The organism is Roseinatronobacter thiooxidans, assembly GCF_001870675.1.
GTDB classification, from domain to species: Bacteria; Pseudomonadota; Alphaproteobacteria; order Rhodobacterales; family Rhodobacteraceae; genus Roseinatronobacter; species Roseinatronobacter thiooxidans.
Map to the genome: position 1 here is coordinate 321,745 of NZ_MEHT01000044.1, position 13,406 is coordinate 335,150.

A 13,406-nucleotide genomic window follows, 5' to 3' on the forward strand; every position below is an offset into this window, starting at 1 on the left:
GACCAACTGGACCGGATTTGACAAGCCTTGCAAGATGCAAAAACCACATTTCCGTTAGGGAAACTGACGATTGCGCAAGCCTTGCGCGCCACGCCCGCCCCTTGTAGGGAACATCAAACCCAATTCGCAGCGGAGAAGCAGCCATGGCGTCCTATCAATATGTCTATCACATGGATGGTGTGTCCAAAACCTATCCCGGTGGCAAGAAATGCTTTGAGAATATCCGCCTGTCCTTCCTTCCGGGGGTGAAAATCGGGGTTGTGGGCGTGAATGGCGCAGGCAAATCGACGCTTCTGCGCATCATGGCGGGCACCGACAAGGATTTCACCGGCGAGGCATGGGCCGCAAAGGGCGCGAAAGTGGGCTATCTGCCGCAAGAACCCGACCTTGACCCTGCCTTGGATGTGCGCGGCAATGTCATGCTGGGCGTGGCCGAGAAACAGGCCAAGCTGGACCGCTACAATGAATTGGCGATGAACTACTCGGACGAAACTGCCGATGAAATGGCCGCGCTGCAAGACCAGATCGACGCGGAAAACCTGTGGGATCTGGACAGCCAGATCGATGTCGCCATGGAGGCACTGCGCTGCCCGCCCGATACGGCGAATGTCGAAACCCTGTCCGGCGGCGAGAAACGCCGTGTCGCGCTGTGCAAGCTGCTGCTCGAAGCGCCCGACATGCTGCTGCTGGACGAACCGACCAACCACTTGGACGCCGAAACCATCGCATGGCTGCAAAAGCACCTGATCGAGTATAAGGGCACAATCCTGATTGTTACCCATGACCGCTATTTCCTCGATGACATTACCAGCTGGATTCTGGAACTCGACCGTGGGCGCGGCATTCCCTATGAAGGGAACTATTCCGCATGGCTGGAGCAGAAGGCCAAACGCCTCGCCCATGAATCACGCGAAGACAAGGCCCGCCAGAAATCTTTGGAGCGGGAACTGGAATGGATCAGAGCGGGCGCGAAAGCACGCCAGACCAAATCCAAGGCCCGCATTCAGGCCTATGAAGAAAAGGCCAGCCAGTCAGAGCGTGAAAAGGTGGGCCGCGCCCAGATCATCATCCCCAATGGCCCGCGTCTGGGGGCCAAGGTCATCGAGATCGAGGGCCTGCGCAAAGGCTATGGCGACCAGTTGCTGATCGAAGACCTGAGCTTCGCGCTGCCCCCCGGTGGGATTGTCGGCGTGATCGGCCCCAACGGGGCGGGCAAATCCACCTTGTTCCGCATGCTGACCGGACATGAACAGCCCGATGCAGGCACGATCGAATTCGGCGACACAGTGAAGCTGTCCTATGTCGACCAGTCGCGCGACGCGCTGGATGCGAAAAAGACAGTGTGGGAAGAAATCTCGGACGGGCTGGATGTGATCGTGCTGGGCGACGCGGAAGTGAACAGCCGCGTCTATGTGGGCGCGTTCAACTTCAAGGGCGGCGACCAGCAGAAAAAAGTCGGGCTTTTGTCGGGGGGCGAACGCAACCGCGTGCATATGGCCAAACTGCTGCGCGCAGGCGGCAATGTGCTGCTGCTCGATGAGCCGACCAACGATCTGGACGTGGAAACCCTGCAAGCACTGGAAGCCGCACTGGAAGATTTCGCTGGCTGCGCGGTGATCATTTCGCACGACCGCTTCTTCCTTGACCGGCTGTGCACGCATATTCTGGCCTTTGAAGGCGAGGCGCATGTGGAATGGTTCGAGGGCAACTTCGCAGCCTATGAAGAAGACAAGAAGCGGCGCCTTGGCCCGGATGCGCTGGAGCCGAAGCGGGTGAAGTATAAGAAATTTACGAGGTGAGGGGTGAGAACACGCACGCTTTGATGAACCGTCTCAACCATTGATTAGTTGCTCAGTGCTATATATCTTCTAAGACATGCATGTTGCGTGAGTGCCATGTGAACCAACTCTGGAGCCACAATGCTGAGTCGCGGTACAAAAACGAAGCGGAACGTTGAAAAAAAGGGGCGTGCTGACCTCGCTTCACCGAGGCGTTCCGGCGAGTCCACCCGCGAAAGTGACGTTGTCGATGAAACCTTTGCTGATGATAGCATTGCCTACGGTGCCGTGACCGAGGACCTCACGAGGATTTTCGAGAGGTACGCTGCTATCATGAATGCAACCGCCGAAATGAATGCGATGAACAAGGCATTAGCAGAAATTGGTGCGATTCCCAAACTTCAAGCTCTTCAAAATGTTGTGGATGCAAACAGTTCACAGCACTTCAAAGAGCTTACGCGCTTTGCAGATATTCTCACAGAACTTTATGATAACTCCATAGATATAAACCTTCATATTCCAGCGTCTGGTCTTCGGGGCGCAATCGAAGATCGAAAGAATATTGAAAGTTATTTTTCAAATTCAGTTAGAAAGGTCACAGATATTGGCAAAAAGTGAGCAGGTCGAAAGCATAAAGAAAAAAGATACTGTCGCGAACGCAATTAACGACGCTGAGGATGATCAGAGTGAACTTGCGGGCGAGGTGGTAGACGAGGATACAGATAGCACATCACTTCAGCGGTTCGTACAGTCGGCGATGTATGCGGGTCCTTTACCACCCCCGCAAATGCTGCGTGAATACGAAAATATCCTGCCTGGAATGGCCAATAGAATCATGACGATGGCTGAAGAAGAACAGGGGATACGCTCACGTGACAACTGGTGGTTGGTATTTAACGATTTCGCACGAATTTCTGGATCAGTGATCGTGTCTTTGGGATTAGTTGCAGGTGCTATTTACTGCGCGATCATTGATCAACCCGCTGTAGCAATCGCGCTCGCTGCGTCTGGGCTTATTCCACAAATTATCAAGTTTTTTAACGGAAAGCGAGAAAAGTAGTATAAAGAGGTCGCCCGATATGCCGACGCCTTCCCCCAAAACCGTCCCCGTCCTGACCACTGACAAGGACGCCGAGGACTTCCTCGATCAAGACCTCTCCGCACTCGATTTCACGCAGTTCAAACCCATGCGTTTTGAAGCGCTGCCGAAGTCTGCGCGCGTGACCATGCGTCTACCAGAGCCGCTTATCACCGCTCTGAAAGCGCAAGCCAAGGCGCGCGGCATCCCTTATCAACGCCTCATCCGCGAAGCGCTGGAACGCGTGCTGGCAGAGGACACCAAGCGCTAATCCAATGCCACCCCAATGCAGGCTTCATCCCTGAATCTAAGTCTTCATATTTCCGCGTGCATCCCTCGCCCTTATGCCGCAAGATGCCCCGAACCAGAGGGAGCATTGCCGCTATGTCACTTTACCGCATCATCTATTCCTCGCGCCCGTTTGGCTATGACAGCAGCATGCTAAACGGCATCCTGATGCAGGCCCGCCGCGCGAATGAACGCGATGACATTACCGGCGCGCTGATCTGCCGCGAGGATATTTTCCTGCAACTTCTCGAAGGCCCCGAAGACAAGGTGAAAGACGCGGTCGCGCGGATCAAACGCGATGACCGGCATATAGAAGTGCGCATGCATGTGGAAAAACATGTGTCTGACCGCATGTTCGGCCAATGGGCCATGCTGCATGACCCTGTTGCCACATGGATCTGGACGCAGGCGGAAATTGATGATGACGTGATCGAGCGCGCGACCGAGGAGGAGGTGGAAGGCTTTTTCCAGCGCCTGCGCGATGAGGCCGAAGCCGTCTGAGGGCAGCTACTCCGCGAATACCCGCAGGCGCACCAGTTGCGTCAGCGGCTGCCCAAGGCTGTTGAAGGCCGATAGCGACAACTGGCTGCCCGCCCCCGCTTCTGCGCCCGAGGGGCGCAACTCCACTCGCAGCGAGGCGCTGCCATCGGGCAGTTCCACCCGCCCCTGCGTCACGCTTGTGACCAAACCTGTGCGCAGCCACAGCCCCGTTTGCGCAGGGCTACCAAGGGCTGCCAGCGTCTCGCCCAGTGGCTGGGTGCTGGCACTTGCGGGGGCCAGTGCTGCGGCGCGTTCTTCTGCGCTGACCTGATCAAGCGCTTCGGGGCGCAGGCCCGTCTGGCCAAGGCTGGCAACCTGTGTACCGGGTTGGCGCGCCTGTGGTCTGGTTGTGTCGGCTTGCGGTGCCCGTACCGCGACATCCTCGGGCACGCCGCCTTGTCCGATTCCAGAAAACGGCCCGCACGCCGCCAGAGCGGGCAGCAACAGGGCAAGAACGCAGACAGGTGTTTTGTATGACATGCACCAATGCTAACGCGAAAGAAGCGGGCCGACAATGCTCTTGCCCCTTGCCGCCGTGCTTTGTGATGGCTAGGTTCTTGCGCATGACAACACCGTTGATCGACCCCTTCGCCCGCCCCATCTCTTACCTGCGCGTCTCGGTGACGGACCGCTGCGATTTTCGCTGCGTCTATTGCATGGCCGAGAATATGACCTTTCTGCCCAAGAAAGAGCTTCTGACGCTGGAAGAGCTGGACCGCATCAGCAGCACCTTCATCCGGCTGGGGGTAGAGAAACTGCGCATCACCGGCGGAGAACCTTTGGTGCGCAAGGGAATCATGACCTATTTTCAGGCAATGCGCCGGCATCTGGACTCGGGCGCGCTGAAGGAATTGACAGTGACCACCAATGGCAGCCAGTTACGCCGCTATGCGCGCGAACTGGCCGATTGCGGGGTGCGGCGGATCAATGTCTCGCTCGATACGCTGGATGACAAGAAATTCGCCGATATCACCCGCTGGGGCAGGCTGGCACAGGTGCTGGACGGGATCGAGGCCGCACAGGAAGCGGGCCTTCGCGTCAAGATCAATGCTGTCGCGCTCAAGGGGTTCAACGAAGATGAATTGTTCACCCTGCAAGACTGGTGCGCCACACGCGGCATGGACCTGACCTTTATCGAGGTTATGCCTATGGGGGATTTGGGCAATGAAGACCGGCTGGACCAATACTGGTCGCTGAAGGATTTGCGCGCACGGCTGGCAGAGCGGTTCAGCCTGACCGATCTGGCAGAGCGCACGGGCGGGCCTGCGCGCTATGTCCGGCTGGAAGAGACGGGCCAGAAAATCGGCTTCATCACACCCATGACCCATAATTTCTGCGAAAGCTGCAACCGCGTACGCCTGACCTGCACGGGCGAATTATATATGTGTCTGGGGCAGGAAGACATGGCCGACCTGCGAGCGCCCCTGCGCGCCGACCCTGACAATGCCTTGCTGGAACAAGCGATCCGCGACGCGATTCTGCGCAAGCCCAAGGGCCATGATTTCGACTATTCCCGCCAGCAGGTTGATGGGCAGGTGTCGCGCCACATGAGCCATACCGGCGGCTAGGTTTCGTCCGCCTCGCGTGTTGGCTGAAATATGCGCAGCGCGGCCCTATGCGCTTACAGCCCGTTGGCCTGTAGGCTGCGCCCTGTGTTGCAGCTATGCCGATGCCCACAGCCCGCGAAATCTGGCATCCAGCACCCCCGTCCCTGCAATCCTGATTGGCTATGAATGGCTCTGCATGCCTTGCTCTGCACCGCCATCGCACCGCGCGCAAAACAACGCATAAGCGCGGCACAGTGCGCGATCACCACTTTGACTTGTCCTCATCCACGAAAACCGAAAGCGCTGTATCGGGGCGTGCGCCCTTCACAAGCATTTGTCTTTTGTGAGGAGTCACGAGCGTTGGCCTCTGTAGCTTTGTAAGTTATTGTTTTCATGACACTCACATCAGGAATGAATCGTCTCAGTGGACGCTGGAATCAAAGTTCTTGTCCATCGCCAACTAGGCAACAAAAAACCGGCCTGATGTAGGGCCGGTTACATAACATTGCTTCAGAAATGCGGCTAATACTACAGTTGCGTATTCGGTTGGGTTCTGATTCACTTGCGCCATCAGATTGGAGAGATGGGCATGTCTGTATCGGATTGGGCTGGCAGCTTTGGAAATTGGCGCAGCGCGCTTGATGAACTGAAAGTATTTATCGGGCCTGCGTTCAAGCGCTCAGAGCAGCAGCTTTCGGCGGGCGCATTCATTGATGGGTTGCTGTCAGGTGCGGAGCGCAAGACAGGGTGGATGCTGGCCGAAGAAGCCGGGTTGGCTCGGCCCTATCGCATTCAGTCCTTACTGGGGCGATCAAGTTGGTCCGCAGATAGCCTGTGCGGGCAGGTGCGTAACTATGCTGTCGATGCGCTCGCCGATCCGGATGGCGTCCTTGTGATTGATGAGACAGGGTTTTTGAAGAAAGGCACCCATTCGGTTGGTGTGGCGCGCCAATATTCCGGCACAGCCGGGCGGATCGAGAATTGCCAGATCGGTGTCTTTGCTGCTTATGCCAGCCGCTGGGGCCACGCCTTGGTTGACCGTCAACTCTACCTGCCCAAAACTTGGGCTGACAATCCGGAGCGTCTGGGAAAGGCGCAGGTGCCAGAAGAGATCACCTTTGCCACCAAACCCGCCATGGCCTGCGCCATGGTCTCAAAACTTCTGGACGAGGGCATGCCATGCGCCTTCGTTCTTGCAGATTCTGTCTATGGATCGGACAGGCGCTTCAGACGGATGCTGGAGGCCCGTGATCAGGCATATGTTTTGGCAGTGCGCTCCAATCACACACTCCGATTTTTTACTGAAAGCGGCCTCATGCAGACGGATCCTGCCATGATGTTTGATGACCTGAAGCCCGAGGCATGGCACGCGCTCCCCGCGGGCGAAGGCACCAAAGGGCTCCGGCTCTACGACTGGGCGCGCATTCCGTTGGGCCAAACATCACAAAGAGGTTTCGCGCGCTGGGTTCTCGCCCGTCGCACGCTTCGTGATCCCGGAAATATCTCCTACTATTTCGCGCATGCGCCTTCGGAAACACCCCTATCCGAACTGGCCTCTGCCGCCGGATTGCGCTGGACCGTCGAAGAATGCTTCCTGCGTGCCAAGGATGATCTGGGGTTAGATCACTGCGAGGCGCGTTCATGGCATGGCTGGCATCGCCACATCAGCCTTGTCATGGCAGCAGCGGCATTCCTGGCAAAGCTCGTGGCAGATCAGAGAAAAACGGTTCTTCAAAAACAGAACGAAACGAGTCCACGCATGTCGCCGGTCACCACCTCATCGAACGCCTTCAACGCTGCATGACAACATCAGAGATCCGAAAACTCATTTGCCGTTTGCTGCTGACCACAATCTTTGATCTTGATGTCATCTGGGACTGGTCAAGATGGCGACGCCAGCATCAGCTCAATGCCGCCATCGCACATCGGAAAATTCGACATTATCCGCAACTGTAGTATTAAGCTTCGATTGTCGAACGAAGATATAGCTTACTGTACTCCGACGGAAGATCGACCGGGAAGATGTTGTCTCTCGCCAACCTGGCGGCAACCCAGTTCGCTTGAATCCCTTCCTTTTTCGCAAGTTCACCCAGCGAGACATATTCCGCCAAGAACTTGTCCACTTCGGATCTCTTTACAACGCGCCTTGGCCGCCGACTTCGAGTGTGCCGGCTCACGGTCGATTTAAGTCTATTGCTATCAATCAACATTTTGACCGTTGGGGCGTTCACACACAGCGCCGACCTCACTTCATTTTTTGTTAGGTCAGCGATTGGTTCAACCTCGAGAGCATCTCGTACATCTTCAAGCTTGAACCGTAGCGCCCCCGGTCCAGTTTCGGTTTCAACCCACTCCGCTTCTTTCAGATTTCCCGCCAGCACTTGGGTTAAAACCTCATCTGTAAAGCAGGCGGCTGCACTACATACAGTTTTCAGATCCAGCGCGCCTTTGGAAAGCACAGAAACTAATGTGGTGTTCTCTCGAGCACTGGACATAAAACTATCAATTTCGTCCGGGTCGTATAACGGCGCAACATTTGGGAGGTCATACTTCGGTTGAATGAACTTGCGCTGGACAAGTCGATCAAAAAGAGATCCTGCGATTCCAAGCCGACGAATGCACTGAATGCGTGGCATGCACCGGAGCAGATCTGGAAGAGCTTCCTTTGCATCTTCAGCACGAAAAATACGATCTTTCCCGGGTCTTTTTTCTCCAAGGCCCAATGCCTCAACTATCTTTGACATCCGTTGGGCAGTTCCACCAAACTCTTCAGCTGCGCTGCTACAGTTGTGCCATTTACGCTCTGTGCAAACTCGTCCATAAATCGTGTCGCCCGCCGCAACAGGATAGTTTTCAAAGGCGAACTGGGTGAACACGTCGATCATCGGCGCGTAGCGCTCATCTTCAGAAACTCTGGCGCACCATCTCGAAAACAACCCGAAATCGGTAAAAAAACCTTGAGCCTTGCTCGGCGATTTTTCATAGATGCTGGCCATGGCTGAGGTGATTTTACCCACGCCTTCAGATGTTGCCAGAAAGCCTGCGTGGCAAGCTTGTGAAAGCTCCATTTGGCTAAGTTCCGCCTCTCTTGCGCTCGATCCGTGTGTCAGCAATATACCAAAATTCTGAACGATCCTCATCGCAGCATCCAAGTCAAACTGATCGATCCATCTGTGACCAATTATTCCAGACAACCGCTCGAGGAGATAGAACTCCCAGATGGACGATTGGCTTACGCTTGATCCGCTCAGTTGACCATCTATCTGCTTACTGCTTCCCTCGCACCTGCGGAAAAAGTCGGCCGGGTGGTGCGGGAAAACGGCGGCTGGTAACGTGACCAACTGGCAGCTGTGAGTCGGACAAATACGGAACGACGTAAGCATCCATTCCCGTCGACCAAACACTCCAAACGTTCCGCTGCAATCTTTATCTTCTTGTACGCAAACCGGGCAGAGCTTTTGTTCGCTCCGCAGAAAACTGCGCGAACCCATCAGTTGTCCATGCAAAAGGCAGCGCCGCCGATCAATTTCAACCAAGGCCATCGGCATCAACTCACTTTCGTTGATGCCCGTGAGAGTTGCCAATCGACTTAACTCATCCTTGTCAGAATAGATTAATTTTCGCCAGTTTAGTCGTAACCGCCCGATTGTTACCGCCTGCCGGGAGGCGGGCTGATAGCCTAAGACACGTGCATAGCGACGTCGCAAATGACGTCTCTTATGCGCGGAGGGGTCATGCGGGGCGAAATTCTGGGGGTCGAGCGGCGCCGTTATTGGGGTGACGACGAGAAGCTGGCGATCGTGAGCGCGGTCGGTGTGGGCGGCGCGACGGTGACGCAGATCGCGCAGCGCTACGAGGTGACCCGGCAACAGATTTATGCGTGGCGTCATGAGCTGAAGCGGAAAGGCCTCTGGTCACCGGATGCAGGGGCGCTGTTCCTGCGAGTTGACGCGCCATCCATTCCGGATCTGCCTGCAGTGACCAATCCTGCGCCTTCTGTCTGGGTGGAGCTTCGTCTGGCGAGGGGGCGCATGCTGCGGTTCGAGAGCGATATTGCCGAAACAGCGCTTACGAGATTGATCCGCGCGGTGGACGAGGCATGATCGGGCCGGGCACGGGCGTTCGGGTCTATCTGGCCTGTGGCGCGACAGACATGCGCAAGGGGATAACGGGTTTAGCGGCGCTGGCGCAGGATGTGCTGCGCCAGAAGCCGACGGGTGGCGCGGTGTTTGCGTTTCGAGGCCGCAAGGGCGACCGTTTGAAGCTTCTCTATTGGGATGGGCAGGGGTTTTGCCTTTATTACAAGGTGCTCCAGCGTGGGCGCTTTCCCTGGCCCAACACTTCCTCCGGGGCGGCACGTCTGACCTCCGCGCAACTGGCCATGCTGTGGGAAGGGATCGACTGGCGCAGGCCGGATTGGGGCGCGCCACCGGCGCGTGTTGGCTGATTTATCTGGCTGAAACGCCTTGTTTTTATGGTGCTTCCTGATCGGCTGTGATAGTCAGCGGCATGCAAAATGATGCCGCAATCCTTCCCGAAGACCCTGCACTTTTGAAGGCGATGATCGCTGCGTTGCAGGCAGAGAATGCACGGATGTCGGCGACAATCCGGGCCCATGATCAGCTGATCCAGACCCTTCGGCTGCGTATCGCGAAACTGAAGAAACAGGCTTTCGGCAAATCCTCGGAGAAGGTCGAGCGCGAGATTGAACAGCTGGAACTGGCGCTGGAAGACCTGCTGATCGCAGCCGCCGAAAGCGCCACCGCCCCTGCAGATGATGCGCCCGCATCCGCCGGTGACGATACGATTGAACGCAAACCCCGCCGTCGCCCCCGTGTGTCTGACACCACGCCACGCGAGCGCCGCGAGCTTGACCCCGGGACCTGCTGCCCGGATTGCGGTGGCGATCTGCGTCTTGTGGGTGAGGATGTCAGCGACATGCTGGACCTGGTCGCGGCACAGCTCAAGGTCCTGCAGATCGCGCGGCTGAAGAAGTCCTGCCGTCGTTGCGAGAAGATGGTGCAGGAACCTGCGCCCAGCAGACCGATCCCTGGCAGCATGGCGAGTACAGCGCTGCTGGCCTACATTCTGGTTTCGAAATTCGACGATCATATTCCGCTGTATCGCCTGAACGAAATCTTCGCGCGCATGGGGGCTGACATTCCAGACAGCACACTGGTCGACTGGTGCGGGCGCGCGATGAAAGTGCTGGCCCCGCTGATCGAGAGGATCGAGGCCGATATCATGGCCAGTGATCTGCTGCATGCCGACGACACCCCGATCCGGGTTCTGGACAAATCCTTGCGCGACAGGGGCCTTGGTAAGGGCGTGAAGAAGGGCCGGATCTGGGCCTATGTCCGGGATCAACGGCCTTGGGCGGGTGCCGCGCCCCCCGGCGCTGTCTACACCTTCGCCCCGGATTGGAAGGAAGAACACGTCCATCGCCATCTGGCCAACACGCGCGGCATCCTGCAAGCGGATGGCTATAAAGGGTATGCCAAGCTCTATAGTCCAGATCCTGACGGAACGCCCCGCCTGCGCGAGGCAGCGTGCTGGGCGCATCTGCGGCGTGATTTCCATGACGAATTGAGCAAAACCAAATCCGCCATCGCCCGCGAGGCGCTGGATCGCATCGGCGCGCTTTATGACATCGAGCGCGAAATCACCGGCCAGCCCGCCGATATCCGCCTTGCGGCCCGTCAGAAATACAGCGCCCCCAAGGTCGACGCCTTCTTCGCATGGGCGGAAAGCCAGCTTGCGCTGATCCCCGGCAAGGGTGATCTGGCCAAGGCCTTCCGCTATGGCCTCAGCCGACGCGCCGCGTTCAGCCTATTCCTCGAAGACGGTCGGGTGGCCATTGATAACAATCCGGCTGAACGGGCCCTCAGACCCATTGGAATCGGCAGAAAGAATTGGTTATTCGCCGGGGCCGACACTGGCGCCGAGACTCTAGCGCGGGCAATGACAGTGATCGAAACCGCCAAGATGAACGGCCTCGACCCTCATGCCTACCTGGCTGACATCTTGGCCCGCATACACGATCACAAGATCAATCGCCTCGACGAACTGCTCCCGTGGAATTGGTCGCCGCTCGCCGTCCCAAACGCAGAGGCCGCTTGATGCCAAAAGTCACACAGGTCTACGCCCTTGAACGCGTTGCACAGATGCTGGGTGCAGACCTAGAGATGCTGGAAGCAATCGTAAGCAACGATGACAACCTAAGCTACGGAAACATCATCAGCGTCGATACAGCCACTGATGAAAACACCAAGCTAATCACCGCCCATGGCATTGAAGAACTGCGCGAAATGCTCAGCGATGCGAGGCGATCCAAGGAGCACTGGCGCGACTTCCTCGATGACTTCGTCAACGATCCAGAGATCATCGCGCGTGTGAAGGAAAATGGACCGCGGTAACTATCGGGCGGTTACTCTCCGTCAGCCCCTGACAGACTCTGACAGTTTCGCCGGTCGTTGGCGCGGCTCCTTTCATGATTTCAGCGAACCGCTCTACGCTGATCGCTCCATGGCTGACCGAGCCATGGGCAGCGTAGGCCTGCAAGGTCGTCATCCGGCAGCGGGGAAGCGGTGGCATGTCGGCGGCTCCGGGATGGTTGTTTCACTACTGAAAACAGATAGTGGCACCAAGGCGTTCTCCGCAAGCGCGAAGGTTGGCAAGACATTTATCGCAAGGGGATGTGTGGATCGCACCGCGGAGTGTCCCTCGAAAGTCTAAATCATCGGAGCGCCTTGCGACGATCGATCGCTTCTCTTGCGTCCCACTCTTTTTCTTCATTCTCGAGAATAATCGAATGTACTTCATTCCAGAGATCCTGTGCTGACCTGCAGCCTTCGTCATACTGAGATCTTACGCACACTCCCTTATGCGTTGGCTTTGCAGGATTTGCCTCGGGGGGTTCGATGGTGAACAGATGCCCGGATTCTGGTTGTCGTTTGAATATTGGGACATTTGGCAGATAGGTTTGTAAAACGGGAAATCCGGCAAAAGCCCTCGTCGCCAGCACGTAGTCATCGTCGGTTTCGATGGCTGTCGCCAAGCCATGGATCAGCTGCTTCTTTCTAAGATGCTTCGCCAGCCATCTACTTGTCAGGGCCGCTTCTGACGCATTCTTGAACGGCGCGATGATATTGGGTCGAGGCTCAGCGTGGTCTGCGAGAGAAATACGCGAATGAGGCCGAGCTTACATGCGATGTTCGGGATGCAGCAATTCGGCGGATTATTGAAATTGACCAAAGTGCTCGTGTCAGAGCAAACCTGACCCCCCAAGGCTTATCGACCGAGCAGATCAAGCACCTAGAGCAGACCCTGTCGAGTGGGACGACATTTTGGCAGGCCGAAGTTGCAACTCAATCTTCAAGCGACGGACTGTTTGGCAACGAAGTTGTTCCATGGTCACAAAAGCAGATCAGTGAAAGCTCTGTGGGAGAGACACAGGTGCCGGAGATCGATGACTGGCAGGATCAAAGCGAAAACTGGCGTGTGGAGGAATAGAGATGGCTGACCCACACAAAAATGTAAGCGAAACCATAACGCGGTTGCGTGGCATGTTTATCCGGCATGATCGATACTCGATTCTCGAATCCGAATTTGACAGACTGCTTTACCAGCGTCGTGCGGCCATGGAGGCGGGTATTGTTTCAGAAGCACCTGGTCTTGCACTTATTGGTGGCTCCGGATCAGGTAAGTCCACGGCGTTGCGCTGGTTGTTTGCCCGCCACAAAGCCCTGCGACCGCTCAGCTCAGATTACGAGCACGCGGACGTTGCGAGTTTTCTGGTGCCATCCCCAGCGACACTCAAACAAGTAGGTACGTCCTGCCTGCATGGGCTTGGGTATCCCCTACGGCGAAGTGCAACAGCTGGCTATATTTGGAGCCTTGTTCAAAATTCCCTCTGCCAGCGGCGGGTGCTTTTTCTGCACCTTGATGAAGCTCAGGACTTGCACATCAATCAGAACCGACCGGAGCGACAAGCAGTTGTAAACACATTAAAGTCCCTCATGCAGAACGCGGAATGGCCGACTGGCCTGATTCTCAGCGGAATGCCGTCACTCAAGTATCCGTCTTAGTCAAGGGCGTTGTGGTTGCCAATCTCGTCCTTCGCGTAGCAATGTGTTTGCCAGAACAATAATGCGACGCATGATGGCAGTGATAGCG

At 56.5% G+C, this 13,406-nt stretch carries 15 protein-coding genes; 12 read left to right on the forward strand and 3 right to left on the reverse strand.

From position 1 onward, the window contains the following. The first annotated feature begins 143 nt into the window (after window positions 1-143). The 5 genes from ettA to BG455_RS13895 all read left to right on the forward strand — a co-directional run bounded on the left by ettA (window position 144) and on the right by BG455_RS13895 (window position 3,645). Window positions 144-1,799, forward strand: a complete 1,656-nt coding sequence (gene ettA / locus BG455_RS13875; RefSeq protein ID WP_071470565.1) for an energy-dependent translational throttle protein EttA — start codon at window positions 144-146, stop codon at window positions 1,797-1,799. 120 nt (window positions 1,800-1,919) lie between these two features. Next, entirely contained in the window at window positions 1,920-2,396 is a 477-nt protein-coding gene (locus tag BG455_RS13880; RefSeq protein WP_071470566.1) for a hypothetical protein, read from the forward strand. Beyond that, window positions 2,383-2,838: a DUF2335 domain-containing protein gene (locus BG455_RS13885; RefSeq protein WP_071470567.1), complete on the forward strand. Its 456-nt coding sequence runs from the start codon at window positions 2,383-2,385 to the stop codon at window positions 2,836-2,838. The genes BG455_RS13880 and BG455_RS13885 overlap by 14 nt, the downstream gene beginning before the upstream one ends. 19 nt (window positions 2,839-2,857) lie before the next feature. Then, the gene (locus BG455_RS13890; RefSeq protein WP_071470568.1) at window positions 2,858-3,127 is read left to right on the forward strand and encodes a CopG family antitoxin; all 270 of its coding nucleotides are present in this window, start codon (window positions 2,858-2,860) and stop codon (window positions 3,125-3,127) included. Between the two features lie 113 nt (window positions 3,128-3,240). Further along, window positions 3,241-3,645: a BLUF domain-containing protein gene (locus tag BG455_RS13895; RefSeq protein ID WP_071470569.1), complete on the forward strand. Its 405-nt coding sequence runs from the start codon at window positions 3,241-3,243 to the stop codon at window positions 3,643-3,645. Window positions 3,646-3,651: 6 nt separating this feature from the next. On the opposite strand, the gene BG455_RS13900 is transcribed toward BG455_RS13895, so the two are convergent. After that, window positions 3,652-4,164, reverse strand: a complete 513-nt coding sequence (locus BG455_RS13900; RefSeq protein WP_111361120.1) for a D-galactarate dehydratase — start codon at window positions 4,162-4,164, stop codon at window positions 3,652-3,654. Between the two features lie 83 nt (window positions 4,165-4,247). On the opposite strand from BG455_RS13900, the gene moaA reads away from it, so the two are divergent. Together moaA and BG455_RS13910 are read left to right on the forward strand one after the other, a co-directional pair. Further along, window positions 4,248-5,252: a GTP 3',8-cyclase MoaA gene (gene moaA / locus BG455_RS13905; RefSeq protein WP_071470571.1), complete on the forward strand. Its 1,005-nt coding sequence runs from the start codon at window positions 4,248-4,250 to the stop codon at window positions 5,250-5,252. A 568-nt stretch (window positions 5,253-5,820) separates the two neighbouring features. After that, window positions 5,821-7,035 (forward strand): IS701 family transposase, encoded by a 1,215-nt coding sequence (locus tag BG455_RS13910; RefSeq protein WP_071470625.1) that lies wholly within the window; start codon window positions 5,821-5,823, stop codon window positions 7,033-7,035. A 154-nt stretch (window positions 7,036-7,189) separates the two neighbouring features. On the opposite strand, the gene BG455_RS13915 is transcribed toward BG455_RS13910, so the two are convergent. Continuing rightward, a complete protein-coding gene (locus BG455_RS13915) occupies window positions 7,190-8,938 on the reverse strand; it encodes a TniQ family protein (protein ID WP_146257698.1) in 1,749 nt (582 codons plus the stop codon). 27 nt (window positions 8,939-8,965) lie between these two features. Between BG455_RS13915 and tnpA the strand changes: the two genes are divergently transcribed. The 4 genes from tnpA to BG455_RS13935 all read left to right on the forward strand — a co-directional run bounded on the left by tnpA (window position 8,966) and on the right by BG455_RS13935 (window position 11,647). Continuing rightward, window positions 8,966-9,334, forward strand: a complete 369-nt coding sequence (gene tnpA, locus BG455_RS13920; protein WP_071470626.1) for an IS66-like element accessory protein TnpA — start codon at window positions 8,966-8,968, stop codon at window positions 9,332-9,334. Further along, the gene (gene tnpB / locus BG455_RS13925) at window positions 9,331-9,678 is read left to right on the forward strand and encodes an IS66 family insertion sequence element accessory protein TnpB (RefSeq protein ID WP_071470573.1); all 348 of its coding nucleotides are present in this window, start codon (window positions 9,331-9,333) and stop codon (window positions 9,676-9,678) included. The genes tnpA and tnpB overlap by 4 nt, the downstream gene beginning before the upstream one ends. Before the next feature lie 62 nt (window positions 9,679-9,740). Next, window positions 9,741-11,351 (forward strand): IS66 family transposase, encoded by a 1,611-nt coding sequence (gene tnpC, locus BG455_RS13930; protein WP_071470574.1) that lies wholly within the window; start codon window positions 9,741-9,743, stop codon window positions 11,349-11,351. Beyond that, window positions 11,351-11,647 carry a hypothetical protein gene (locus BG455_RS13935; RefSeq protein ID WP_071470575.1) on the forward strand — a complete coding sequence of 99 codons (297 nt, stop codon included), beginning with the start codon at window positions 11,351-11,353 and terminating at the stop codon, window positions 11,645-11,647. Before tnpC ends, BG455_RS13935 begins: the two co-directional genes overlap by 1 nt. A gap of 320 nt (window positions 11,648-11,967) precedes the next feature. Here the strand turns inward: BG455_RS13935 and BG455_RS17185 are convergent, their stop codons facing one another. Further along, the gene (locus tag BG455_RS17185) at window positions 11,968-12,288 is read right to left on the reverse strand and encodes a hypothetical protein (RefSeq protein WP_143079939.1); all 321 of its coding nucleotides are present in this window, start codon (window positions 12,286-12,288) and stop codon (window positions 11,968-11,970) included. 457 nt (window positions 12,289-12,745) lie between these two features. Between BG455_RS17185 and BG455_RS16970 the strand changes: the two genes are divergently transcribed. Beyond that, window positions 12,746-13,318, forward strand: coding sequence for an ATP-binding protein (locus BG455_RS16970; RefSeq protein ID WP_084386416.1), 573 nt, complete (start codon window positions 12,746-12,748; stop codon window positions 13,316-13,318). Window positions 13,319-13,406: the final 88 nt, after the last annotated feature.